19 protein-coding genes are annotated in these 22,324 nt (G+C 71.4%); 11 read left to right on the forward strand and 8 right to left on the reverse strand.

The genetic code is table 11. The features are described 5' to 3' along the window. Positions 1-6 precede the first annotated feature (6 nt). The 4 genes from ACX9TP_RS03920 to ACX9TP_RS03935 form a co-directional block, all read right to left on the reverse strand. Positions 7-1,407 carry a TIGR02270 family protein gene (locus tag ACX9TP_RS03920; protein WP_482978357.1) on the reverse strand — a complete coding sequence of 467 codons (1,401 nt, stop codon included), beginning with the start codon at positions 1,405-1,407 and terminating at the stop codon, positions 7-9. A 123-nt stretch (positions 1,408-1,530) separates the two neighbouring features. Then, positions 1,531-2,340: a hypothetical protein gene (locus tag ACX9TP_RS03925; protein ID WP_482978358.1), complete on the reverse strand. Its 810-nt coding sequence runs from the start codon at positions 2,338-2,340 to the stop codon at positions 1,531-1,533. A 321-nt stretch (positions 2,341-2,661) separates the two neighbouring features. Next, positions 2,662-4,131, reverse strand: a complete 1,470-nt coding sequence (ahcY, locus tag ACX9TP_RS03930) for an adenosylhomocysteinase (protein ID WP_482982364.1) — start codon at positions 4,129-4,131, stop codon at positions 2,662-2,664. Between the two features lie 54 nt (positions 4,132-4,185). Beyond that, positions 4,186-5,130, reverse strand: a complete 945-nt coding sequence (locus tag ACX9TP_RS03935) for an ArsR/SmtB family transcription factor (protein ID WP_482978359.1) — start codon at positions 5,128-5,130, stop codon at positions 4,186-4,188. Positions 5,131-5,379: 249 nt separating this feature from the next. Here ACX9TP_RS03935 and ACX9TP_RS03940 point away from each other — a divergent pair, with 249 nt between their 5' ends. The 5 genes from ACX9TP_RS03940 to ACX9TP_RS03960 all read left to right on the forward strand — a co-directional run bounded on the left by ACX9TP_RS03940 (position 5,380) and on the right by ACX9TP_RS03960 (position 10,464). After that, positions 5,380-6,045 carry a DUF4142 domain-containing protein gene (locus ACX9TP_RS03940; protein WP_482978360.1) on the forward strand — a complete coding sequence of 222 codons (666 nt, stop codon included), beginning with the start codon at positions 5,380-5,382 and terminating at the stop codon, positions 6,043-6,045. Positions 6,046-6,120: 75 nt separating this feature from the next. Beyond that, on the forward strand, positions 6,121-7,131 hold the full coding sequence (locus ACX9TP_RS03945) for a methyltransferase (RefSeq protein WP_482978361.1): 1,011 nt from the start codon (positions 6,121-6,123) through the stop codon (positions 7,129-7,131). Positions 7,132-7,203: 72 nt separating this feature from the next. Then, positions 7,204-8,178: a hypothetical protein gene (locus ACX9TP_RS03950; protein ID WP_482978362.1), complete on the forward strand. Its 975-nt coding sequence runs from the start codon at positions 7,204-7,206 to the stop codon at positions 8,176-8,178. Between the two features lie 13 nt (positions 8,179-8,191). Next, positions 8,192-8,944, forward strand: a complete 753-nt coding sequence (locus ACX9TP_RS03955; protein WP_482978363.1) for an ATP-binding cassette domain-containing protein — start codon at positions 8,192-8,194, stop codon at positions 8,942-8,944. A 17-nt stretch (positions 8,945-8,961) separates the two neighbouring features. Continuing rightward, positions 8,962-10,464 carry an ABC transporter permease/substrate-binding protein gene (locus ACX9TP_RS03960; protein ID WP_482978364.1) on the forward strand — a complete coding sequence of 501 codons (1,503 nt, stop codon included), beginning with the start codon at positions 8,962-8,964 and terminating at the stop codon, positions 10,462-10,464. Between the two features lie 4 nt (positions 10,465-10,468). Here ACX9TP_RS03960 and ACX9TP_RS03965 read toward each other — a convergent pair whose 3' ends face one another. Both ACX9TP_RS03965 and ACX9TP_RS03970 read right to left on the reverse strand, forming a co-directional pair. After that, complete coding sequence (locus ACX9TP_RS03965; protein ID WP_482978365.1) at positions 10,469-11,440, reverse strand: COX15/CtaA family protein; 972 nt, start codon at positions 11,438-11,440, stop codon at positions 10,469-10,471. 476 nt (positions 11,441-11,916) lie between these two features. After that, on the reverse strand, positions 11,917-14,835 hold the full coding sequence (locus ACX9TP_RS03970) for a sigma 54-interacting transcriptional regulator (protein ID WP_482978366.1): 2,919 nt from the start codon (positions 14,833-14,835) through the stop codon (positions 11,917-11,919). Between the two features lie 197 nt (positions 14,836-15,032). Between ACX9TP_RS03970 and ACX9TP_RS03975 the strand changes: the two genes are divergently transcribed. After that, positions 15,033-16,127, forward strand: coding sequence for a hypothetical protein (locus ACX9TP_RS03975; RefSeq protein ID WP_482978367.1), 1,095 nt, complete (start codon positions 15,033-15,035; stop codon positions 16,125-16,127). 7 nt (positions 16,128-16,134) lie between these two features. On the opposite strand, the gene ACX9TP_RS03980 is transcribed toward ACX9TP_RS03975, so the two are convergent. Further along, positions 16,135-17,550, reverse strand: coding sequence for an NAD-dependent succinate-semialdehyde dehydrogenase (locus ACX9TP_RS03980; RefSeq protein WP_482978368.1), 1,416 nt, complete (start codon positions 17,548-17,550; stop codon positions 16,135-16,137). Positions 17,551-17,690: 140 nt separating this feature from the next. On the opposite strand from ACX9TP_RS03980, the gene ACX9TP_RS03985 reads away from it, so the two are divergent. From ACX9TP_RS03985 to ACX9TP_RS04005, 5 genes are all read left to right on the forward strand, one after another. Next, positions 17,691-17,927: a DUF5683 domain-containing protein gene (locus ACX9TP_RS03985; RefSeq protein WP_163997762.1), complete on the forward strand. Its 237-nt coding sequence runs from the start codon at positions 17,691-17,693 to the stop codon at positions 17,925-17,927. Between the two features lie 128 nt (positions 17,928-18,055). Next, positions 18,056-18,475 carry an ExbD/TolR family protein gene (locus ACX9TP_RS03990; protein ID WP_482978369.1) on the forward strand — a complete coding sequence of 140 codons (420 nt, stop codon included), beginning with the start codon at positions 18,056-18,058 and terminating at the stop codon, positions 18,473-18,475. A gap of 11 nt (positions 18,476-18,486) precedes the next feature. Further along, a complete protein-coding gene (locus tag ACX9TP_RS03995; RefSeq protein ID WP_482978370.1) occupies positions 18,487-18,912 on the forward strand; it encodes an ExbD/TolR family protein in 426 nt (141 codons plus the stop codon). Positions 18,913-18,987: 75 nt separating this feature from the next. Further along, positions 18,988-19,716: a phosphatase PAP2 family protein gene (locus tag ACX9TP_RS04000; RefSeq protein WP_482978371.1), complete on the forward strand. Its 729-nt coding sequence runs from the start codon at positions 18,988-18,990 to the stop codon at positions 19,714-19,716. Positions 19,717-19,915: 199 nt separating this feature from the next. Continuing rightward, positions 19,916-21,658, forward strand: coding sequence for a histone deacetylase family protein (locus ACX9TP_RS04005; protein WP_482978372.1), 1,743 nt, complete (start codon positions 19,916-19,918; stop codon positions 21,656-21,658). On the opposite strand, the gene ACX9TP_RS04010 is transcribed toward ACX9TP_RS04005, so the two are convergent. Continuing rightward, positions 21,655-22,254 carry a DUF488 domain-containing protein gene (locus ACX9TP_RS04010; protein ID WP_482978373.1) on the reverse strand — a complete coding sequence of 200 codons (600 nt, stop codon included), beginning with the start codon at positions 22,252-22,254 and terminating at the stop codon, positions 21,655-21,657. The genes ACX9TP_RS04005 and ACX9TP_RS04010 overlap by 4 nt on opposite strands. Between the last annotated feature and the right edge of the window lie 70 nt (positions 22,255-22,324).

The following is a 22,324-nucleotide window of genomic DNA, read 5'->3' on the forward strand; positions in this document are numbered from 1 at the left end:
CCGTCCTCAGGACCTCAACCAGGCGGCAAACGGTTTTCCTGGCAGCCGGCCTGGCACTGCCTGTATGCCGCCCAATCGCTCACATTGTACGTACGCCCAGGCACGGACTTCCACCACACAGCTCCCCTGGCTGCGGATGGCCAACTCCAGCGCGAGCGGCTTCCGGCGGCGCATGGGCACTTCCATGAGCACCGTGGGCAGGCTTCCAGGGTTGAAGGGCTTCCCTCCCAGGTACCTTCCTGACGGCTCGAAATTCTTGCTTGCCCTGGCCCACCAGGACCCGACCGCCTCGGGATTTGGCGGAACGAGGGAGTCCTCTTCCTTCCATCGCAGGTCGCGCGTCAGGTCCTCTTCGAGGGGAACAAGCTCCTCATCTCGCGCCACCCTCTGACCCACCAGGGCTCCTTCCAGCTTCAGGCCGACGATGGAACAGAAGGCCTCCGCCGCGATGCTGGCGAGCGCCGCTTCATGCATCCATGGCAGGCAGGCCTCGGCGGCGGCCCGCCGCCCGCTGAAGCCCAGTGCCCAGAGCACGTCCGCTCGGAGCGAGGGAACCTGGAGCAGTTCCATCAGTCGCGCGAGCTCCCTGTCCTCTCCTCCAATCGCCAGCAGGAGCCGCGCCAGCCGGCCCGCGCCATCCGAGGCCTCTGCCTGCTGTTGGCATGCCTGCCACGCCACACGCTGCCCGCGCACCAGGCCCAGCACCAGGGCCGCCTCACGCACCGGCACCTCCGGTGATTGGAGGAGCTCACCCAGCCGGGCTGACTCCACTGCTTCCTCCGGAGTGAAGCATGCCGCACGCAGCGCCGCGGCCTGGAGCTCCGGTTGCTCCGTGCGCTCCAACCACTTGGACAGCCTCACTCCGGAAGAGAGCTGGTGGAAGCGCAGGATGTCGAGCACAGCGGCCTGAACAGAGGGCTTCGCTGTCGAGAGCAAGGGCCGCAGGCGCTCCAGCAATCCCTCGCGCCACTCCAGTTGCAGCGCGCACTGGGCTTCCTGTCGTGAGGCCGGCTCGCCTTCAAGGAGCGTTTGAATGACAGCATCCATGTGGGCTGCTTCACCCATCCTCAACAGCGCCAGCGCCGCAGCGCGGATACACTCGGCATCGTCTCGCGTGAGGGCGGATAACAGGAGGCGCTCAGCAGCTACGGGCCCTGCGACCGTGAGTGCATCCAGGTGGGCTTGAAGTCTTTGCTCGACTCCCGCCTTCACCCTCTGGAGGTTGTGGGTGGCACTTCGCAGCGCCCGCTCCCACTGGGTAATAAGGAAGGCTGCCTCGTCCAGGTGCACTTCCAGGACGTCCCACCGGGGGAGTCTGTCGGGTCGCCCCAGAAGAGACATCGGCTTTCGTTGGCGGCCTGCTGCGGGCATATGAAGTCGGAATCTAGGGCGTGCGGGTATTCGCATCCACGGACATGCACCCGGCGCCCGACCCTATCGTCGCGATGCCAGAAATGAGAAAGGCCCAGGACACCGGACCTCGGTGCCTGGGCCTCGTTCACGCCGCGGTTGTCCGGCGCTTGGAGCTGACTACCGCTTCGCCTGGACGATGGACTCGTCCACGATGGTGAAGCTGCTCGCGGCCGCCTTCACGTCGATGCCCGTGAACTGGGTGTACGGGTAGGCGCCGTCACCAATCTCCTCGACGAACTCGACGTAGTCGCCGCTGACGCGCTTGCCATTGATGTCGAGCGTGAAAGCCCCCGGGCCACCCTGGAAGCCCCAGACGCAGGCGCCCGTGCTGATGGCGTCGAACGCGCTCAGGGAGAAGTGGTTCTTGAAGACGGTGCGCGTGAGGCCGATGTGCATGTTGTACCACCAGCCCCCGACCTCGTAGCCGGGCCCATCGAAGCGGTTGTAGCCCTGCAGGATGCCGTACTGGTACACGTTCACGCGGAACGCCGAGCCGCCCGGCGTGCCCGTGAACGAGGGCGCGAAGAACACCTGGTTCGGCGTGCTCCCGATGCCAACGCGCATCGTGCTGACCACCTGGTCGCCTTCACGGGCCGCCAGCGTGAGGCCCTGGCCCTTCTCGGCGAGGCCTCCAAGCTGGGCCGTCAGCTCCCACGTCGCGGCCCCCGAGAACTCGCTGGAGAAGCCGTCCGTCTTCACGTCCTCCAGCCCGGAGACCGCGATGCCCTTGCCGGAGCGAGCCAGCGACGCGCGGCCCGTCGCGCAGTTCCTGATGCCCCCGAAGCCCTCGATGCACTGCTGCTCGGCCTTCGCTTCCTGCGTCGCCAGCGAGTCACCTGCGGGCGTCTGCTCTTCGCCCTGGCAACCCGCCGCGGTCAGGCTGAAGAAAGCCGCCGCCAGAAGGCGGCCCGTCATCTTGCTGGTCATGGATGAATCTCTCTCGTTGGGGGGACGACTGCGTGTGGGTCCGCTGAAGACCCACCGCGCGCGAATGCACCCTCCGAGCCACGGCCGCCGCGATGCGTCGCTCCGTCTGGGGACCGCCCGAGCGCCGCGTCAGAAGCCCCCGCCGAGTAGCGCGGCCCGTCACAGCTTCGCCCGATTCGTAACCTTCCGCGCCACAACCCCGGTCACACGCAAAGTGAACCAGGATTCATGTGCGCGGCACCTGCCACTGACTCCGCAAACGCAACAGGCCCGGGAGCCTGATGGGCATCCCGGGCCTGCGAATCACACCGCGCTACCGGCTTAGTAGCGGTAGTGGTCCGGCTTGAACGGGCCCTCGACGGGCACGCCGATGTACGAGGCCTGCTCCGGGGAGAGCTTCGTCAGCTTCACGCCGAGCTTCTCGAGGTGCAGGCGCGCCACCTCCTCGTCGAGCTTCTTGGGCAGCGTGTAGACCTTCTTCTCGTAGGACTTGAGGTTGGTGGCCAGCTCCAGCTGCGCGAGGCACTGGTTGGTGAAGCTGGTGGACATCACGAAGCTGGGGTGACCGGTGGCGCAGCCCAGGTTGAACAGGCGGCCCTCGGCGAGGATGAGGACGCTGTTGCCCTTGGGGAAGGTCCACATGTCGTACTGCGCCTTGATGTTGGTGTGCTTGATGCCCGCCACCTTCTTCAGGCCGGCCATGTCGATTTCGTTGTCGAAGTGGCCGATGTTCGCGACGATGGCCTTGTCCTTCATCTTCGACATGTGCTCCGCGGTGACGATGTCGCGGTTGCCCGTCGCGGTGATGAAGATGTCCGCCTTGCCGACCCAGTTCTCAATCGTGTCGACCTGGTAGCCCTCCATCGCGGCCTGCAGGGCGCAGATGGGGTCGATTTCCGCGACGATGACGCGGCAGCCCTGGCCCTTGAACGCCTGGGCGCAGCCCTTGCCCACGTCGCCGTAGCCGAAGACGAAGGCCACCTTGCCGGACAGCATCACGTCCGTGGCGCGGTTGAGGCCGTCCACCAGCGAGTGACGGCAGCCATAGAGGTTGTCGAACTTGCTCTTGGTGACGCTGTCGTTGACGTTGATGGCGGGGAACAGCAGCGTGCCGGCCTTCTGCATCTCGTACAGACGGTGCACGCCGGTGGTGGTCTCCTCGCTCACGCCGCGCACCTTGGGGGCCACGCGCTGCCACAGCTTCGCGTCGCGCTTCTGCAGGTCCTTGAGCAGCGCGATGATGAAGCCCCACTCCTCGGGCTCGGTGGCGGCGTTGAAGTCGGGGACCTTGCCGGCCTTCTCGAACTCCAGGCCCTTGTGCAGCAGCAGCGTGGCGTCACCGCCGTCGTCGACAATCTGGTCCGGGCCGGAGCCGTCGGGCCAGATGAGCGCCTGCTCCGTGCACCACCAGTACTCCTCCAGGTTCTCACCCTTCCAGGCGAACACGGGCGTGCCCTTGGGGTTCTCCACGGTGCCGCCCGTCTCGGGACGGCCCACCACCACGGCGGCGGCCGCGTGGTCCTGGGTGGAGAAGATGTTGCACGAGCACCAGCGCACGTCGGCGCCCATGATGGACAGCGTCTCGATGAGGACCGCCGTCTGCACCGTCATGTGCAGCGAGCCCATGACCTTGAGGCCCTTGAGGGGCTTCGTCTGGCCATAGCGGGAGCGCAGGGCCATCAGGCCGGGCATCTCGTCCTCGGCCAGCATGATTTCCTTGCGGCCCCACTCGGCCAGGCTCAGGTCCGCCACCTTGAAGGCCGGGCGGGCCGTGTCCGTCTTCGTCTTCAGCGCAGTGCTCATCGTCGACTCCATGAGAGGGCTACGGGTTCAAAAGGTGCTGCTTCACTTCCTGCGGACCGCCACGGCGGACAGCAGCGCGGGCCCCTTGGCAGCGGGGTCCGCGGGGAGGGGATGGATGCGGACGTCGGTGAAGCCGGCGTCCGTGAGCCAGCCGGTGAGCTGCTCCGGCTCGAAGCCCAGCCAGACGTGTCCCATCTGTTGCTGATACTCGCGGCGCTCGTGCCGCTGCATGTCGATGAGGAGGATGCGGCCGCCCGGCACCAGCGCGCGCGCCGCCTCCGCCAGCACGGCCGGCGGCTCCGCCACGTGGTGCAGCACCAGGTGCAGCATGGCCACGTCCAGCGTGCCGTCATCCACGGGGAGCGCGTGCAAATCCCCCCGGTGCAACTCCACGTTGGACAGGCCGCCCAGCCGCGCCTTCGCCGCCTTGAACATGGCCGCGGAGGACTCGACGGCGACGATTCTGCGCACGTACGGCGACAGCATCTCCGACGTCTGGCCGGTGCCGCAGCCCAGGTCGCCCACGCGCCATGTCGGCTCGAGGAGGGCGAGGAGGCCGAGCACGTCGAAGCGCTCGCCGAACAGCTCGCGGCGCAGCTTGTCCCACCGGCCCGCGGCGCTGGAGAAGAAGGCCTGGCTGCGGCTCTGCCGCTCGGCGAGCACGGGGGCGAGTCGCTGGTCGTCCTGCTCGGCGGCGAGCGCCTGGGACATCTGCTCGCGCGTCAGCGTCCACAGCCGCTTCGCCGCGGGAGGCAGTCCTTCCGCCACGTGGTACAGCCGGCTGGTGCCCTCCGGGCGCCATTCCACCCAGCCGTCGTCCGCGAGCACCTTGAGGTGCCGGCTCACCGTGGACTGCGGCAGCTGGAGCACCGCGCACAGCTCCACCACCGTCAGCTCGTGCCGCTCCACCAGGCGCAGCAGGCGCACGCGGGTGGGGTCGGCCAGTGACGTCATCCAGCCCAGTATGGCGGGGGCGGCGGCGCTCATGGGTGGTGGAGACTCAATCCGTTCATCCGGATGGAGTATTGATACGGAGCCCGCGTCCGGTCAAGCAGAACGTGGCTCCCGTGGAGGACAGCGGGCGGGCGCGGCTGCTTCCTTCCGAGCAGGAGGGCGGGCGGAGGGACTGCCGGTCAGGGTGACTCGTTCCTCGGGGAGGCTCGGACGGGCTTCGCGCTTTTGCGGTTCCTCCACACGGGGGGCCACCTTCGGGCATGGCTTCGTCTGGAGGTAGACATGACTGGAGTGCGTAGCGGCGGTGGCGCGGCAAGTCTCATGGCGGCGCTGGTGGTCGGTCTGCTGGTCGGCTGTTCGGCCCACGCGGAGAACTCGGAGAAGCAGGAGCGCCGCATCGGCGAGGCCGCGGCGGACCGCGAGGAGTACGTGGGCGAACTCGTCGTCTTCGATGCGAAGCAGATTGCTCTCGGCGAGCTGGCGCTCGAGCGGTCGCAGGACCCGCAGGTGCGCCAGTTCGCGAAGAAGCTGGTGGCGGACCATCGCAAGCACATGAAGGACCTGGAGGCGTGGGCGGAGCAGCGGCGCATCGAGGTGGCCGCGGTGGACCTGACCACCCAGTCCGAGCAGGGCACGGGCGGCTCCGGGAGCGCGGGCGTCCAGGAGGGCTACGAGGAGCGCATGGTCGGCGTGGACAAGCGCCTCGACGAGGCCATTGTCGACGCGAAGGAGGACCTGAAGGAGCTCCGGGAGAAGGAGGCCGGGGACTTCGACAAGGCCTTCCTCTCGCGCGTCGCGGATGACCAGGAGGATGGAAGGGACCTGGTGGCCGACGGGCTGGACACCTATCGCGCCGATGCCTCCTTCGGCCTGCTGCTCAATCACACCTACAACCAGATTGAGCAGAACCTGGAGCGCGGGAAGCAGGTCGAGAAGGTCGTCGACTGACACGGCGCGCCGCGTTCACGGTGGGTGTGCGCTCACATTGACCTCGCACCTGTGCCCTGGCGCAGGATGCGAGGCATGACTTCACCCACCGTCCATCCGGCGCAGCAGATTGTCGACCTCGGCTTTGGCTTCATCCTCTCTGGCGCGCTGTCGGCCGCGACGGAGCTGGGCGTGGCGGACCGCCTCGTGCAGGGGCCCCGGAGTGCCGCCTCGCTCGCGGAGGAGCTGGGGGCGGATGCGCAGTCGCTGTACCGCGTGCTGCGCCTGCTCGCGAGCGCGGGCGTGTTCGCCGAGGATGAGGCCGGCCGCTTCGCGCTGACGCCCGCCGCCGAGTACCTGCGCTCGGACGTGCCGGGCTCGCTGCGCAGCGCGGTGCTGATGCTCACCCAGCGCATCTTCTGGGCGCCCACCGGTGAGCTGACGGAGACGGTGCGCACGGGGAAGAACCCGTTCGACCGCATCTTCGGCAAGCCCTTCTTCGACTACCTCGCGAGCGATGCCACGCAGGGCGCCGTCTTCCACCGGGGCATGTCCAGCCTCTCCGACCTGGAGAACGGCGCCATCGCCGGGGCCTATGACTTCACGCCGCTGCAGCGGGTGGTGGACGTGGGCGGCGGCCACGGTGGCTTCCTCCTGGAGGTGCTCAAGGCCGCGCCCGGAGTGCGCGGCGTGCTGTTCGACCACCGCCATGTCCTCGCCGAGGCGCGCATCGTGCAGGCCGGCTTCTCGGACCGCTGCGAGTTGGTGGAAGGGGACTTCTTCGAGTCGGTGCCCTCGGGCGCGGATGCGTACGTGCTCAAGCGCATCCTCCACGACTGGAGTGACGACGTCTGCGTCCGCATCCTCCGCAACTGCCGCGCGGCCATGGCTCCGAACGGGCGCGTGCTGGTGGTGGACACGGTGATTCCGCGCGGCAACGGGCCGCATGGGGGCAAGGTGCTGGACGTGATGATGATGGCGTCGCTCCCCGGACGCGAGCGCACGGAGGAGGAGTTCGGGAAGCTGTTCGCCCAGGCGGGGCTGCGGCTGTCCCGCGTCATCCACACGCCGGCCGCGCTCAGCATCACCGAGGCCGTGGCGGCCTGAGTCTGTACGGCGCTGGTCGCCGTGCCTTCAGGCGGGTTGACGTGGCTCGCGGTGGCGCCTAATCCCGGTGTCATGCGGACCGCTGCGTGGTTGCTGTCGGCGTACCTGTTGGGGGTGCTGTGCGCGTGCACGGCGCCCACGCCGAAGGTGCCTCCCGTGACTCCCGCCGAGGGCGCCACCTCCGTGGGCCCCTTCGTCCCCGAGGCCCGCGCCCTCTTCGAGGGCTGCACGTCCGTGCCCGAGAGCGCCGACTCGCGCACGTACCTCTGTGGCGACGTGTCGGTATGGATGGCCGAGGCGAAGCGCGGGAGCCTCGCCGAGATGTTCACCCGGACCTGGAAGCGCGTCACGGGGCGTTATGGGAAGGACGTGGTGGGGGTGAGGGGGGAGCTGCCGCTCGTGGGAGGCCCATGGCCTTCCAGTCGCTTCTCCGCGTGCTCGCGTGCGGACGGAGGAACCGGGGACAGCTGTCGCGCCGGGGGCTACGTCACGGCCGTCTCCGCGACGGGCGGGCGGGTGCGCGGGCTCGGGTGCATCGCGCGGGGCAATGCGCGGCCCCTGCTGGCGCGCTGCCTGGAGCTGCTCCAGTACGTCGCGTCCCATGGAAATCCCGAGGGTGACGTGCTGGATGCGGACGCGCTGCTGCTCCCGCCGCGCCTGCCGTGGCGCACGCTGGCCGCGCCGCAGGGCTGTCAGCTCACCATGTCCACCAACCGCGCGGGGCGCATCCGCTGCGGGGAGGCGTCCTTCGACTGGAATGTCTACCGGCCCGCGCGGACCAATGTCACGGCGCGCTGGAGGGGCCAGGGCGTGGCGGAGCTGGCGGAGGCGCTGCCGGGCTCCGGGCCCGTGGAGGAGGTGCCATGTCTCCTGGAGGGCCAGCCCACGCGCTGCGCGCGCTTCACCGCCCCCACCGAGCACGGCCCGCGGGTGGTGTGGGCCGCCGCGGTGGAGTGGGAGGACCGCGCCCTCTTCGCCTCGTGCATCTTCCCGGCCTCCGAAGCCGCGTTCCCCGCCGCCTGCAACGGTGCCTTCTCGCTGCCCTGACTCCGGGTCCTTCGTGTACGAACTGCAGGACGTCTCCAAGCGCTTCGGCTCCACGCAGGCGCTGCACCCCCTGAGCCTGCGACTGCCCACGGGACGCACCACGGTGCTGCTGGGCCCGAGCGGCTGCGGCAAGTCCACGCTGGTGCGGTTGCTCAATGGTCTGCTGCATCCGGACACCGGTCGCGTGCTGTTCGACGGGAAGCCGCTGCCGTCCGAAGGAGCTGCGCTGCTGACCGTGCGTCACCGCGTCGGGTACGCGCTGCAGGGCGGCGGGCTCTTCCCGCACCTGACGGGCGAGGAGAACGTCACCCTCATGGCCCGGCACCTGCGCTGGGCTTCCGGGCGGACGCGCGAGCGACTGGAGGCGCTGGTGGAGTTGACGCGCTTCCCGGCGGATGCGCTGGCCCGGTATCCCGCGCAGCTCTCGGGTGGGCAGCGGCAGCGCGTGGCGCTGATGCGCGCGCTCATGCTGGACCCAGACGTGTTGCTGCTGGACGAGCCGCTGGGCGCGTTGGACCCGCTGGTGCGTCACGAGCTGCAAGGGGACTTGCGCGCCATCTTCGCGCGCCTGCGCAAGACGGTGGTGCTGGTGACGCATGACCTGGCGGAGGCGGGCTTCCTCGGGGACGACATCCTCCTCATGCGCGATGGGCGTGTGGTGCAGCAGGGTGGGCTCGCGGACCTGGAGGCGCGCCCGGCGGACCCGTTCGTCACGCGCTTCATCCAGGCGCAGCGGCCCCTGCCCGGCGGAGGGGCGGCAACGTGAGGGCTCCGTGCGTTTTGATGCTCCTGCTCACGGTGCTGTCCGCCTGCGGTGGCGCCCCGCCGTCCGCCGGTGACGACGTGCCCGGCGTGCGCGTGGGCTCCAAGAAGTTCACCGAGTCCGTCATCCTCGGGGAGATGGTGACGCAGCTCGCGAGGAGCACGGGCTCGCGAGCGGAGCACCGGCGCGAGCTGGGCGGCACCACCGTGCTCTGGGAGGCCCTGCGCCGGGGCGAGCTGGACGTGTACCCCGAGTACACCGGCACGCTCCGTCAGGAGCTGCTGTCCGGCCGCAACCTGCCGGACGACGGCGCCCTGCGCACCGCCCTCGCCGCGGAAGGGCTGCGCCTGAGCGCGCCGCTGGGCTTCAACAACACCTACGCGCTCGGCATGAAGGAGGCCGAGGCCGAGCGCCTGGGCCTCCGCCGCATCTCCGACCTGCGCGCGCACCCCGAGCTGCGCTTCGGCTTCAGCAACGAGTTCATGGACCGCACCGACGGCTGGCCCGCCCTGAGAGAGCGCTACCAGCTCCCGCAGAAGGACGTGCGCGGACTGGACCACGACCTCGCGTATCGCGGGCTGGAGAGCGGGGCCATCCAGGTCACGGACCTCTACTCCACCGACGCCGAAATCGCCGCGTATGGGCTGCGCGTGCTGGAGGACGACCTGCGCCACTTCCCCGCGTACGACGCCGTGCTGCTCTACCGCGCCGACGTGGAGTCACGGGCGCCGGAGGCACTCGCGGCGATGCTCCGCCTGTCGGGGCGCCTGTCCGAGGCGGAGATGGTGAAGCTCAACGCCCGCACCCGCCTGGAGCGCGTACCCGAGGCCCAGGTGGCCTCCGACTTCCTCGCGAGCGCGCTCGGCATCAGCTCCGAGGTCCACGGTGAGGGGCTCTCCACGCGCGTCTGGCGCCGCACCCGCGAGCACCTGTTCCTCGTGGGCGTGTCGCTGCTCGCGGCCATCGCCCTCGCGGTGCCGCTGGGCGTGCTGGCCGCGCGCAGGCCCCGGCTGGGGCAGGGCGTGCTGGGACTGGCCGGCATCATCCAGACGGTGCCTTCGCTGGCGCTGCTGGTGGTGATGATTCCGCTGCTCGGCATCGGCTCGCGGCCGGCCATCGCCGCGCTGTTCCTCTACAGCCTGCTGCCCATCGTCCGGAACACGGCGGCGGGGCTCGCGGGAATCCCCCTGGAGGTCCGCGAGTCCGCCGAGGCGCTCGGCCTGCCCTCGCTCGCGAGGCTGTGGCGCATCGAGCTGCCCATGGCCGCGCCGTCCATCCTCGCCGGCATCCAGACGGCCGCCGTCATCAACGTGGGTACCGCCACGCTGGGCGCGCTCGTCGGCGCGGGCGGCTACGGCCAGCCCATCCTCACCGGCATCCGGCTCGACAGCGTGGGGCTCATCCTGGAGGGTGCCGTGCCCGCCGCCGCACTGGCGCTGCTCGCCAGCGGCCTGTTCGAGGTCATCGAGCGCGCGGTGGTGCCCAAGGGCCTGCGCCTGCGCGCCGAGTCTGAGTCGCGCTGAGCGCCTATACCGGCTCGGCGCGGGACTCGGGCTGGGGCACGGGCACGGCCCTCGGCGCATCCGCCGCCAGCCCCGCCGCGCACAGCCGCACCAGCGCCATCCACACCAGGTCCGCCAGCAGCAGGTGCACCAGCTGCATCCACACCGGCGCCAGCAGCACCAGGTTGATGACGCCCGCGCACAGCTGCACCGCGTACACGATGACGATGGCCGTGGACGCCCGCCGCACCTCCGCCGAGGGCCGCAGCCGCGCCACCCACCGCGACAGCAGCATCACCAGCGCGCCCAGGCCCACCGCCAGCACCGGGTGCAGCACGCGCAGCCGGACGAGCACGTGCGCCGTCTCGGAGAGGTCCTGGCTCAGCCCGTGCGCCAGGCTCTCCGCGGGAAACAGCGTGTCGCCGAGCGCCGCAATCGCGCCGCTCACGCCCAACAGCAGCAGCCCCGCCACGCTCGTGCCCAGCAGGAGCCCCACCAGTCCCTGGCCCCGCAGGGTCAGCGGCGCGCGCCCGCGCGAGAACCACACCACCAGTGTCTGCGCGCCCACCAGCAGGAACGTGTTCACCAGGTGCACGCCCATCCACAGCGCGCGGCCCACCGACGCGTCGTCCGCCACGTACTTCAGGAGGACGATGCCCGCGCCCACCAGCGCCTCGGTCACCATGAACACGAGCGCCCACCCCGCCGCGCGCCGCGCCGGGTGCCCCTTCACGTGGGCCCGTACGCCCCACACGCACATCGCCAGCGCGAGCACCATGGCCACTCCGCTCGTCAGCCGGTGCGTGTACTCGATGAGCGTGGCCACCGTCGGCGCTCGCGGGACGACCTCCCCGTTGCACACCGGCCAGTGCGCTCCACAGCCCGCGCCCGAGCCCGTGGCCCGGACGAAGGCACCCCACAGAATCACGCCCAGCGTGTAGGCGAGCACCCCCAGGCTGAAGACCTGGAACCGGCGGGACGAGGCAGCGTGAGTCATTGCGCTCCCCTTAACCCACTTCGCCCCCCGGGTGCTCCCCGGCCCCCCTCATCCAGTCTCACCCCGGCCATCAGCGCGGTTGCTCGCTCCCCACCCTTTCTCCACCGTCCGACATATCCGGAAAGGGCCGCTCGGATATCCCACCCGACCCATTGGATATGTCTGCTCCCTGCACCTACCCCGAAGGATGATTTCCGTTTGGGCCCCGGGGCCTTTCGCGCGCTGGCACGCGAGGTGCTTTACCCAACATCAACAAGGCTTTCGTTGGTGGCCGCTTCGGTGGCCCCGGCACCCCGGGCCGGAGTTCCCCCCTCTCCGTCCCGCGGGTGTGTTCTTTCAGAGGCACTGGCAGCAAGGCGCTCCGGGTCGGGGTTTCCCCCCTCCTCGGCCCGGAGTGCGACCTCTGGCCCGATTCCCACAGGGGTGTGGGGAAACAGGGCGGAGCGCATCGCGGGTTGGGGTCCTTCTCCTCTGTCTCAGCCCGCGATGCGCATCTGCTCGGCTCCCAGCAGGGCGGGCAGCGGCCCGTACGCCATGGAGCGCTCAATCACGTTGCGCAGCTCGCGCACGTTGCCGGGCCACGGGTGGGCCACCAGCGCCGCCAGCGCGTCCGGCCCCAGCTGCGGCGGCTCCTCGCCCTCGGGCGTGAGCATCCGGACGAAGTGCCGGGCCAGCGCCACCACGTCCTCGCGCCGCTCGCGCAGCGGGGGCACCCGCACCGGCACCACCTGCAGGCGGTAGTAGAGGTCCTCGCGGAAGCGGCCCTCGCGCACCAGCTGGCCCAAGTCCCGGTGCGTCGCCGCCACCACCCGCACGTCCACCTCCACCGGGCGCATCTCCCCCAGGGGGAAGACCTCTCCATTCTCCAGGAAGCGAAGCAACTTGGGCTGCACTTCCAGGGGCAGCTCGCCAATCTCGTCGAGGAAGAGGGTGCCGCCGTGCGCGGCGCGGATGACGCCGGGGTGGTCCGTCGTCGCGCCGGTGTAGGCGCCGCGCCGGTAGCCGAAGAGCTGTCCCTCGAAGAGGTCCCTCGGGACGGCGGCGCAGTTGAAGGCCACGTACGGCCGCTGCGAGCGCGTGGACAGCGTGTGGAGCGCGCGGGCCACCAGCTCCTTGCCGGAGCCGGACTCGCCGGTGACGATGACGGTGGCGCGGCTGGAGGACAGGCTGGCCAGCTCCGCGCGCAGCCGCTTCATGGAGGGCGACGCGGCGATGAAGCCGGGCAGCTCCGCGTCGCGCACCGACTCCACGTCGCCCACGTTGACGGCGGGGCCGTCCACCTCCGCGAAGCCGCGCAGCGCCGCCACCTCCAGCGCGAAGCCGCCCAGGCGGGACAGCGCGGTGAGCAACGCGCGGCCGTCCGCCGGCAGCGGGCCCGTCACGCCCAGGCGCAGGCGCCGGCCGCACCCGTCTCCGAACTCCACCTCGTCCGTGGCCGGCACCGACGCGGGGCCCGCGAGCAGCGTGGCGCGGCCCTGCGAGTCCAGCTCCTCCAGCCGGGGCGCGCAGCCGGGAAAGAGTCCCTCCACCACGCCGAGCAGCTCGCGCTGGAGGAGCGACGTGCCCATGCCGCGCACGGACAGCCGCTCGAAGGGCACCACCAGCGCCTCCGCGCCCAGCCGCGCCGGGCCCGCGGGCACGGCGGGGACGGTGTGCAGCGGGTGCGACATGGCGCGGGTGAAGTCCTGCGGGGGCGTCATGCCCGCGCGGCGCAACTCCGCCTCGCTGGCCGACAGCAGCTCCTCGGCGGCGGGGTCTCCCTCCAGCTTCGCCACCAGCGCCAGGAGGTGGCGGGTGAAGAGGGCCATGGACATGTCGCCCGCGAGGCGGAAGGTGCCCAGCGAGGCCTCCATCTGCTCCCGGGCCTCGCGCGGGCGGCCCTCCAGCGCCAGCAGCATGCCCTCGAAGCGGTTGAGCACCGCCGTGTGGCCGGCGGACGGCATCCGCTCCAGGAAGACACGCGCGCGGCGCAGCATGACGCGCCCCTCGGCGAGCTGGCCCGCGAAGGCGCGCGCGCCCGTTTCGTAGACGAGGCACTCGCGGCGCAGGAAGGGCCAGCCGCCCAGCTCCGTCACGCGCGCGCCCGTCTCGGCCAGGCGGTCCGCGGCGCGCCGGGGCTGCCCCTCGGAGAGGTCCGCCATGGCCTCCGCGAAGAGGGCGTAGGCCCCGGTAAGGTTGCGCTGGATGGGGCCGTCATAGGCGGCCAGCCGCTCGGCGTACCGGCGCAGCTCCGCGTGGCGGCCGGTGACGAGCTTCACCATCACCCGCGGCACCACGAGGTGGATGGGCGTCCAGCTCAGCTCCTCCACCACCGCGTCCGCCTCGTCCAGCACGGCCTCGGCCTCCGCGTAGCGCGTCAGGCGCAGCAGGGCCTCGGCCTCCGCGCGCGCGGCGAAGATGAAGGAGAAGCCGCGCACCATGCGCCCGCCGTACGCGGCGTCGCGCGCGCGGCGCACCAGCTGGAGCGCCTCCGCCGGGTCACACGCCTCCTCCAGGCGGCGCTGCGCGAGGAAGGCCAGGTTGCGCGCTTCCAGGTAGGAGTAGCCCATCCGCGCGGCGCCCTCGGCCACCTCGCGGAAGCGGCGCGTGGCCTGTGCGGCCTCGCCGCGGATGGTGGCCTCGTGCGCGCAGGCGTCCTCGGCCAAAAGGCGCAGCACCGGGTCCGTCACGGAGGGCAGCACCGCCGCGAGCCGCCCGGTGTGGCGCGCCACCCGCTCCGCCTCGCCCAGGTAGAAGGCGCTGGCCAGCTCGGCGATGCGCAGGTGGCAGCGGACGTCCGGGTCGTCGCGCACGGCCAGCAGCGCCTCGGCGCGCGCCACGTGCGCGGCGGACCGGGCCACGTCGAGCAGCTTGCCGTCCGGCGAGGCGTACAGGTGGGCAGCCAGGGCGTGGACCTGGACCTCCACGTCCTCCGGCAGCAGGCCCGCGGAGGCCTCGTCCAGGTGCGGCAACAGGGTTGCGAATGCGCTCCGGGGGTCTCCGCGTCCCCAGCGCTGGAGGTAGGAGAGCCCCACCGCCGCCAGCGCCCGGGCCCCTGGCGTGCGCAGCACGCCCGAGCCCAGCAGCGCGAGCAGCTCCTCCTCCGCCACGCGCCACTCCGCCTTCTTCAAGTGCGCGAGGCAGGGCGCCAGGCGCGCGGACTCCTCGGGCCGCAGCTCCTGTCGCTGGGGAGGGGCGGCCGCCGGAGAGGCGCCGCCTTCGAGGAGGGTGCGGAGTGCCTGGGCCACCCGGCCGCGCGGGCGGCGCGCCTGCGGGGCGTCGTCCGGCAGCTCCCAGCGGTAGACGGTGAGGGGAGTGACGCCCAGCAGGCGGGCGAACGCTGCCCGGCTCTGCTCTCCGCGCAGCGCGCGGATGACGGCGGGGCCCAACCCGCGGGGCTCCCCCTTCTCCTCCATGCTCACCACACTCAATCCCCTTTTAATCCCCCCGGCCCGCCGCCTTCTCTTTCATGCTTTTCGAGGGCGAAAGCAAACGATTGAGCATTTCCAATTTTTAAGTCCCGGCCCCGGAATGGACATGCCCGGCCCTGGAGCAGGCAGCGGGGAGAGCGGTTCGCCTCCCCCGGCACCGGGGAAGTCGTTATCGTCATTTCGTGCCCAGTGGACCCGACCAGCCACCTCTCCCTACGTCTCCGCGCACCCAGGATGAGCGCCTGCGCCGGCTGGAGGCGGCGCTCGCCGAGGGGCGCGCGAGGGAGGAGGCCTGGGTGGAGGAGTGGGTGCGGCGCACCGGCGAGCTGCCGTCCCGGAAGGTGCGCCGCAGGTGGGAGAAGAAGTGGCGGCGGGATGCGAGGCGCGAGGCGCAGCGGGCCGAGCGGCTGGCGCGGCAGGAGCGCAACCGCGACCCGGTGCGCGGGGGCATCTTCGCGGCCGTGGCCGTGGCGTGCGTGCTCATCGCGATGGCGCAGCCCGTGCGGCTGTGGTGGCTCGTCTTCATTGCGCTGTCGTTCTTCATGTCGGCCGCGAAGCACCTGGGGCGGCCGCGGAGGGACGCCCTGCGGGATGCGGTGGAGGAGACCGAGGCACAGGCCCGGCGGCTGGACGCGGAGGCGGAGCCCGTCCGGAGGGATTCGGGAAGAAGTGGTGAGCGGACCTCCACGCGCGAGGCGGGGCGGGGGCAGGCCCCCGAAGCGGATGCGTCCGTGGACCCGCGCGTGGCGAAGGTGGATGCCCTGTGCGGCAAGCTGATGGAGGAGCTGCGCGCGGGCCCCGTCGTGCTGCGCGAGGTGGTGCACGCGCCGGAGCGCACGGTGGAGGCGCTGCGCAAGGGGTGTCACGAATTGGTGCGCCGCGAGCGCGAGCTGCGGGCGCTGTCGACGCCGGAAGAGTCCCGGCGGCTCGAGTCCGAGCGCGAGGCGCTGGCCACGCGCGTGTCCACCGAGGAGGACGCGGTGGTGCGCGAGCGGCTGGCCGGGGCGCTGGCCGCGCTGGACGAGCAGCGGCGCCAGCGCGCGGAGCTGGTCACCGCGGCCAACCGGCTGGAGGCCGAGCACACGCGCCTCTACTACACGCTGGAGGGCCTGTACGCGCAGGTGCTGCGGGTGCGCTCGGCGGACTCGGCCGGCGAGGACCTCGCCGGCGCGGGCTTGAGGCAGAGCGTGGAGAAGCTCGGCTCGGAGGTGGAGGCGGTGACGCAGGCGCTGGAAGAGGTCCACCGCCCGCCCGACGGCCGGGTGCGGACGCGGTAGGCGAACGCTACTCACTGGCCGCGTTGCGAGGCGCGGGCGGCTGCTGCGCGCCCGTGCTGACCGCGATGCGCACCGTCTTCGCGTTGACGAACTCGCGGATGCCCACGTCCGCCAGCTCGCGCCCGTGGCCCGAGTGCTTCACGCCGCCGAAGGGCAGCCGCGGGTCCGACGCCACCATCTCGTTGACGAAGACCATGCCGGACTCGACGCCGTCGATGAACCGCCGCTGCTCCGCCTCGTCGCGCGTCCACACGCTGGCGCCCAGGCCGAACGGCGTCGCGTTGGCCAGTTCAATCGCATGGTCCACGTCCCGGGCCCGCAGCAGCGTGGCCACCGGGCCGAACAGCTCGTCGTGGAAGGCGGGCGCCTGGGGCGGCGGGTCCGCCAGCACGGTGGCCGGGTAGAAGTTGCCCGGGCGCTCCAGCGGCTTGCCTCCCAGGAGCAGCCGTGTGCCGGCCTTCACGCTCTCCTCCACCTGCGCGTGCAGCCCCTTGAGGATGCCCTCGGTGGCCAGCGGCCCCAAATCCGTCTTCGGGTCCATGGGGTCTCCCACGGTGACGCGCTTCATGCGCTCCACGAAGCGCTTCTCGAAGTCCGCGGCGATGCTCTCCGCGACGATGAAGCGCTTGGCCGCGATGCACGACTGGCCGTTGTTGATGAGCCGCGCCGTCGCCGCCGTCTCCACCGCCTTGTCCAGGTCCGCGCTCGGCATGACGATGAACGGGTCGCTGCCGCCCAGCTCCAGCACCACCTTCTTGATGGCCCGGCCCGCCGCCGCGCCCACCGCCCGGCCCGCGCCCTCGCTGCCCGTCAGCGTCACCGCCTTCACCCGCGGGTCCTCGATGACGCGATTCACGTCCGACGTCTCAATCATCAGCGCCTGGAACGCGCCCTTCGGGAAGCCCGCCTGGACGAACAGCTCCTCCAGCGCCAGCGCGCACTGCGGCACGTTGTGGGCGTGCTTGAGCAGCCCCACGTTGCCCGCCATCAGCGCCGGGGCGGCGAAGCGCACCACCTGCCAGAAGGGGAAGTTCCACGGCATGATGGCCAGCACCGGCCCCAGCGGCTGGTAGCGCACGAAGGCCCTGTCCCCGCCGACCTCAATCGGCTGGTCCCTCAGCAGCCCTTCCGCCTTGGAGACGTAGTAGCGGCACGCGCTCGCGCACTTGCGGGCCTCCGCCTTGGCCGCCTCCAGCGGCTTGCCCATCTCCTCCGTCATGATGCGGCCGTAGCGGGGCGCCTCCGCCTCCAGCAGCTCCGCGGCGCGGCGCATCCACGTGGCGCGCTCGGTGAACGAGGTGTTCCGGTAGGTGCGGAACGTGTCCGCCGCCAGCTGGAGCTTCGCCTCCAGCTCCTCGGCGGTATGCGTGGCGAAGGTGCGCAGCGTCTTGCCCGTCGTCGGGTCGATGGTGGCGATGGCCATGGGTTCCCTCCTGGAACCGGGGTGATAGCAGCCGGGCGCGGGGAGACAACGCCGCTCGTCGGCCGAGCGTCCGGCCGCGCACTTCATTTTCGCCCGGACGCCGCCTCCTTTATAAGCCGGGGCAAGGACAGGAGACCGCCATGCCCGACCTCATTCGCGAACGCCGCTTCAACCCCCTCATCGCCGGGGTGCTGTCCGTCGTGATTCCCGGCCTGGGCCAGCTCTACAAGGGGCAGCTCATCCGGGCCATCGTGTGGTTCTGCATGGTCGGGCTCGGCTACTTCCTCCTCGTCGTGCCGGGCATCATCCTCCACGTCCTCTGCGTGGCGGGCGCGGCGCTCGGCGGGGCGGGCACCGACCGCGTCCGCGTCGTCTGACGGCGGCGGGTCCGCAAAGCGTCCGTCATGACGCAACCGTGACCGAACGCTGGCCGGGCGCCCGCCAACGCCCCGCCGCGTCCGTGCTCCCATGAGGCTGTCCCCTCCAACAAGGAGAACAGCCGCACATGGCAATGTCCGGTGGTGGTCGCAAGGGTGGCATCCGCAGTGACATCAACGTCACCCCGCTCGTCGACGTGGTGCTCGTCCTCCTCATCATCTTCATGGTCGTCACCCCGATGATGCAGTCGGGGAAGGCCGTGGAGCTGCCCAAGGCGGCCCAGGTGGAACACGAGGCCGGCCAGGACGCGCTCGTCCTCTCCATGACGCCGGACCGCAAGGTGTTCGTCGACGCGGACGCCTACGCGGACGACGCGGCCTTCCAGGCGCGGCTCCGCGAGGAGCTGGTCCGCAAGCCGGAGCGCCGCTTCCTGCTCAAGGCCGACCAGTCCCTCTCGTGCGGGGACGTGCGCAAGGTCATCCACCTGGCGCGGGCCGCCGGGGTGGAGCGGGTGTCGTTCGGCGTGGAATCGCTCGAGGCGAAGTGAGGAGTCACCCCATGCGCGCTCAGAAGCGAAGCTTCGTGCGGCCCCAGGCCGATGTGAATTCGGACATCAACGTCACGCCGCTGGTGGACGTGGTGCTGGTGCTGCTCATCATCTTCATGGTCCTCACGCCGCTGATGAACAAGGACCTCTCCGTGCAGCTCCCCGAGCAGACCGAGGCAAAGGCGCCACCGTCCCGGCCCGACGAGAAGCTCTGGGTGGTGGGCCTGACGCCCGAGGGCAAGCTCACGCTGAACGACGAGCCCGTGGACGACGCGGACTATGTGCCGCGCCTGAAGGGCATCCTGGAGGCACGGCCCCGGGGCCAGCGGCACGTGTTCTTCAAGATGGCGGACCGCGCGGGCTACGGCCGGCTGGTGGCGGCCCTGGACGGGGCGAAGGCCGCGGGGGCGGAGGAGCTGGGCGTACTCACCGAGTAGCCGGCCGTGGGCAACATCCGACATTCCACGCACTCCGGGGTCCCGCATGGGCCCCGGGTGCGTAGTGTCACGAACATGTGGCGAAGTGGGTGGAACTGGATTTCGGGGCTGGACGTGACGGTGACGCGGCTGCTCGGGATGCTGCTGCTCCTGGCCGCGTGCCTGCTGGGGTTCGTCGCCCTGTCGGACGAGGTCTCCGAGGGCGAGACGCAGGACGTGGACGAGCGGGTGCTGCGCGCGCTGCGCAGCCCGGAGGACCCGGCGGTGCCTCGCGGGCCGTGGTGGCTGGCGGTGTCGGCGGAGGAGGTGACGTCGCTCGGCGGGGTGACGGTGCTGTCGCTCGTCACGCTGATGGTGTGCGGCTTCCTCCTGCTGGCCCGGCGCTACCGCACGCTGCTGCTGGTGCTGGTGTCGACGGTGGGCGGGGCGGTGCTGAACACGCTGCTCAAGCAGCTCTTCTCCCGTCCCCGGCCCTCGGTGGTGCCGCACCTGACGGACGTGATGACCCAGAGCTTCCCGAGCGGGCACGCCATGCTGTCGGCCACCGTGTACCTCACGCTGGGAGGGCTCCTGGCGCAGCTGGCGGAGCGGCGGCGGCTCAAGGCGTACATCCTGGGCCTGTCGGTGCTGCTGCCCTTCATGGTGGGGCTGACGCGGGTGTACCTGGGCGTGCACTACCCCACGGACGTGCTCGGCGGCTGGGTGGCGGGGCTCGCGTGGGCGCTGTTCACCGTGATGCTGGCCCGCGCCCTGCGGCGGCGCAGCCCGGCGCTGCGTGCGGAGGCGAGCAAGCCGGTGGAGTGAAGCGCCCCGGCTGCCGAAGGCACCACGCTGCGGGGCCTCCGCGAGGTTCTCCAGGTAGACCGCATGCCAGCACCCCGGCCGGGCATGAAAAAACGCCCCGGGACGCCGCCCACTGCGCGAAGCTCGCCGCCTCCGTGCCCGACCTCTGCTCGCCCCCGTCCCCGTCGCCCTCCGTCCAGCCCCGCGTGAGGTGCCTCGCATGAGCGTCTGGGATTGGCTCGGGCGCTGGGTCCCCGGGAGCGCTTCGAGGGTGCCCGTCTTCTACGACGAGAGCTACCGCCTGCCGCTCAGCGGCATCGAGTCCACGGTGGGCATCGAGCCGCGCGGGGTGGACTTCACCACCTGGTACCTCCTGGAGAAGGGCGTGGTGCGCGCGCGGGACGTGCACCGCCCGCTGCCGGTGAGCTACGCGGAGCTGGCGCGGGTGCATGACGCGGAGTACCTGGAGTCGCTCGGCCGCCCGGAGACGCTGGCGCGCATCTTCGCCACGGACCCGTCCGAGGTGCCGGTGGACACGCTGCTGTCCAACGTGCGCCTGGTGTGCGGCGGGACGCTCGGGGCGGCGCGGCTGGCGCTGGCGCGCCGGGGCCCCGTGGTGAACATGGCGGGCGGCTTCCACCACGCGGCGCCGGGGCGGGGCGGCGGCTTCTGCGCCGTCAACGACATCGCGGTGGCGCTGGCGGCGCTCCACGCGGACGGGTTCGACGGGCAGGTGGTGGTGCTCGACTTGGACGCGCACCCGCCGGACGGCACGGCGGAGTGCCTGGCGGGGCAGGAGCGGGCGTGGATTGGCTCGCTGTCCGGCAGCGACTGGGGCGCGCTCCCGCTGGAGGTGGACGAGACGCGCGTGCCGGAGGGCACCGGCGACAGCGGCTACCTCGCGCTGCTGGAGGGGCTGCTGTCGCGCATGCCCCGGCCGGACATGGCCTTCGTGATTGCCGGCGGGGACGTGCTGGCCGGAGACCGCTTCGGCCGCGTGGGGCTGACGCTGGAAGGGACGCGGCGGCGGGACAGGGCCCTGGCGCACGCGCTGCGCGGGGTGCCGAGCGTGTGGCTGCCGGGCGGCGGCTACCACGCCGAGTCGTGGAAGGTCTTCGCCGGCACGGTGCTGGTGCTGGCGGGGATGGGCTCCCGGCGCATCACCGCGCGGTATGACCCGCTGAGCGCGCGCTACCAGCGCATCTCACGGCTGCTGACGCAGGAGGTGACACCGCTGGAGGAGCCGCTGACGCTGGAGGACCTGGAGGGCTCGCTGAGGCTGGGCGGCGAGCTGCAGCCGCGGGTGCTCGGCTACTACACGGCGCAGGCGCTGGAATACACGCTGTTCCGCTACGGGCTGCTGTCTCACGTGGAGCGGCTGGGCTACAGCCGGCTGCGCGTGGAGGTGGGCTCCACGGGGGCGGGGGACCGCATCAAGGTGCTGGGCCGCACCGGTGGGCAGGAGCACCTGCTGGTGGACTGCGTGGTGGAGCGGCGCTCGATTGCGGGCGAAACGTTCCTCTTCGTCAACTGGCTGAGCCTGCGGCACCCGCGCGCGCGCTTCAGCGAGCGGCGGCCGCAGTTGCCGGGGCAGGACGTGCCGGGGCTCGGGCTGTCTCGCGAGGCCTCGGAGATGCTGCTCCTGATGGCGAAGCGGGTGGGCCTGGCGGGCGTGGCCTTCCGTCCCATGTGGTTCCACCTGGCGGCGCTGGCGCGCTTCCGCTTCCGCTTCGCGGACCCGCTGCGGCAGGGCCGCTTCGAGGCCATGGTGCGGGACCTGGCGAGCCGCCCGATGCTGGAGATGACGCGCGCGGTGGTGGACGGCCGCGTGCTCCTCAACGGTGAGCCGTATCAGTGGGAGCCGGACGACATGGTGTCGCGCCTGGAGCCCTCGGCGGCGGACGTGGAAGTCATCGCCGCCGAGCGCGAGCGCTGCCACTTCACGGTGGAGGGCGCGAGCTAGGCGTGCGCGCCAGGCTCCGGCACCAGCCGCGCCTCGTCCGGTGAGCCCGGGTACAGCACCTGCGTGCCATGCACCCGCGCGAAGGCGGTGAGCCGGTGTGGCTCGGAGCGGGTGGCGCTCAGGAGGTGTTGCACCTCCACGCCCCGGGCCCACAGCGCGTCCGCCACCAGCGAGCGGTGGCAGCGCCAGCGCAGCGCCTCTGCGCACATGAGGGCCACGGGCCCCTCGCGAGACAGCACGCGCAGCTCCTCCAGCCCTCGCGCGAACTCCTCCGTCTGCATGTAGTCCGCGTAGCCCTGGAAGCTGCGGTTGCGCCACGCCGTGTTGGGCGAGTCCGGCCGGGGCCTGCGCAGCCCACCCAGCCGGGGCAGGTGCTGGTGGTGGATGTCCACCCGCGCCAGCGTCCGCGCGAAGGTGTCCAGGTTGAACTGCGGGTTCGTGCGCGAGCGCGGCACCGTGCGGATGTCCGCCAGCGTCCGGACGCCGTGCGCCTCCAGCAGCGCCACCAGCTCATCCGCGGTGCGCGTGGAATGGCCCACCGCGAAGACGTGGGCCTTGCCCCATCCCCAGGCTCGCTTCGGCAATGCGGGTGCCATGTCCCTCGGAACCTCCTGGACGGAAGGATGGGGATGGCCGCGAGGCCATGCAGGCCTGGGACCCGGCGGC

This window comes from Pyxidicoccus sp. M15 (assembly GCF_056858435.1).

Coding starts and splice junctions, on each gene's coding strand:
- ACX9TP_RS04010 (WP_482978373.1), bottom strand. CDS start 22,254: ATGGCACCCGCATTGCCGAAGCGAGCCTGGGGATGGGGCAAGGCCCAC.
- ACX9TP_RS04005 (WP_482978372.1), top strand. CDS start 19,916: ATGAGCGTCTGGGATTGGCTCGGGCGCTGGGTCCCCGGGAGCGCTTCG.
- ACX9TP_RS03960 (WP_482978364.1), top strand. CDS start 8,962: ATGCTCCTGCTCACGGTGCTGTCCGCCTGCGGTGGCGCCCCGCCGTCC.
- ACX9TP_RS03980 (WP_482978368.1), bottom strand. CDS start 17,550: ATGGCCATCGCCACCATCGACCCGACGACGGGCAAGACGCTGCGCACC.
- ACX9TP_RS03940 (WP_482978360.1), top strand. CDS start 5,380: ATGACTGGAGTGCGTAGCGGCGGTGGCGCGGCAAGTCTCATGGCGGCG.
- ACX9TP_RS04000 (WP_482978371.1), top strand. CDS start 18,988: ATGTGGCGAAGTGGGTGGAACTGGATTTCGGGGCTGGACGTGACGGTG.
- ACX9TP_RS03965 (WP_482978365.1), bottom strand. CDS start 11,440: ATGACTCACGCTGCCTCGTCCCGCCGGTTCCAGGTCTTCAGCCTGGGG.
- ACX9TP_RS03920 (WP_482978357.1), bottom strand. CDS start 1,407: ATGCGAATACCCGCACGCCCTAGATTCCGACTTCATATGCCCGCAGCA.
- ACX9TP_RS03995 (WP_482978370.1), top strand. CDS start 18,487: ATGCGCGCTCAGAAGCGAAGCTTCGTGCGGCCCCAGGCCGATGTGAAT.
- ACX9TP_RS03950 (WP_482978362.1), top strand. CDS start 7,204: ATGCGGACCGCTGCGTGGTTGCTGTCGGCGTACCTGTTGGGGGTGCTG.
- ACX9TP_RS03985 (WP_163997762.1), top strand. CDS start 17,691: ATGCCCGACCTCATTCGCGAACGCCGCTTCAACCCCCTCATCGCCGGG.
- ACX9TP_RS03935 (WP_482978359.1), bottom strand. CDS start 5,130: ATGAGCGCCGCCGCCCCCGCCATACTGGGCTGGATGACGTCACTGGCC.
- ACX9TP_RS03990 (WP_482978369.1), top strand. CDS start 18,056: ATGGCAATGTCCGGTGGTGGTCGCAAGGGTGGCATCCGCAGTGACATC.
- ACX9TP_RS03945 (WP_482978361.1), top strand. CDS start 6,121: ATGACTTCACCCACCGTCCATCCGGCGCAGCAGATTGTCGACCTCGGC.
- ACX9TP_RS03925 (WP_482978358.1), bottom strand. CDS start 2,340: ATGACCAGCAAGATGACGGGCCGCCTTCTGGCGGCGGCTTTCTTCAGC.
- ACX9TP_RS03970 (WP_482978366.1), bottom strand. CDS start 14,835: ATGGAGGAGAAGGGGGAGCCCCGCGGGTTGGGCCCCGCCGTCATCCGC.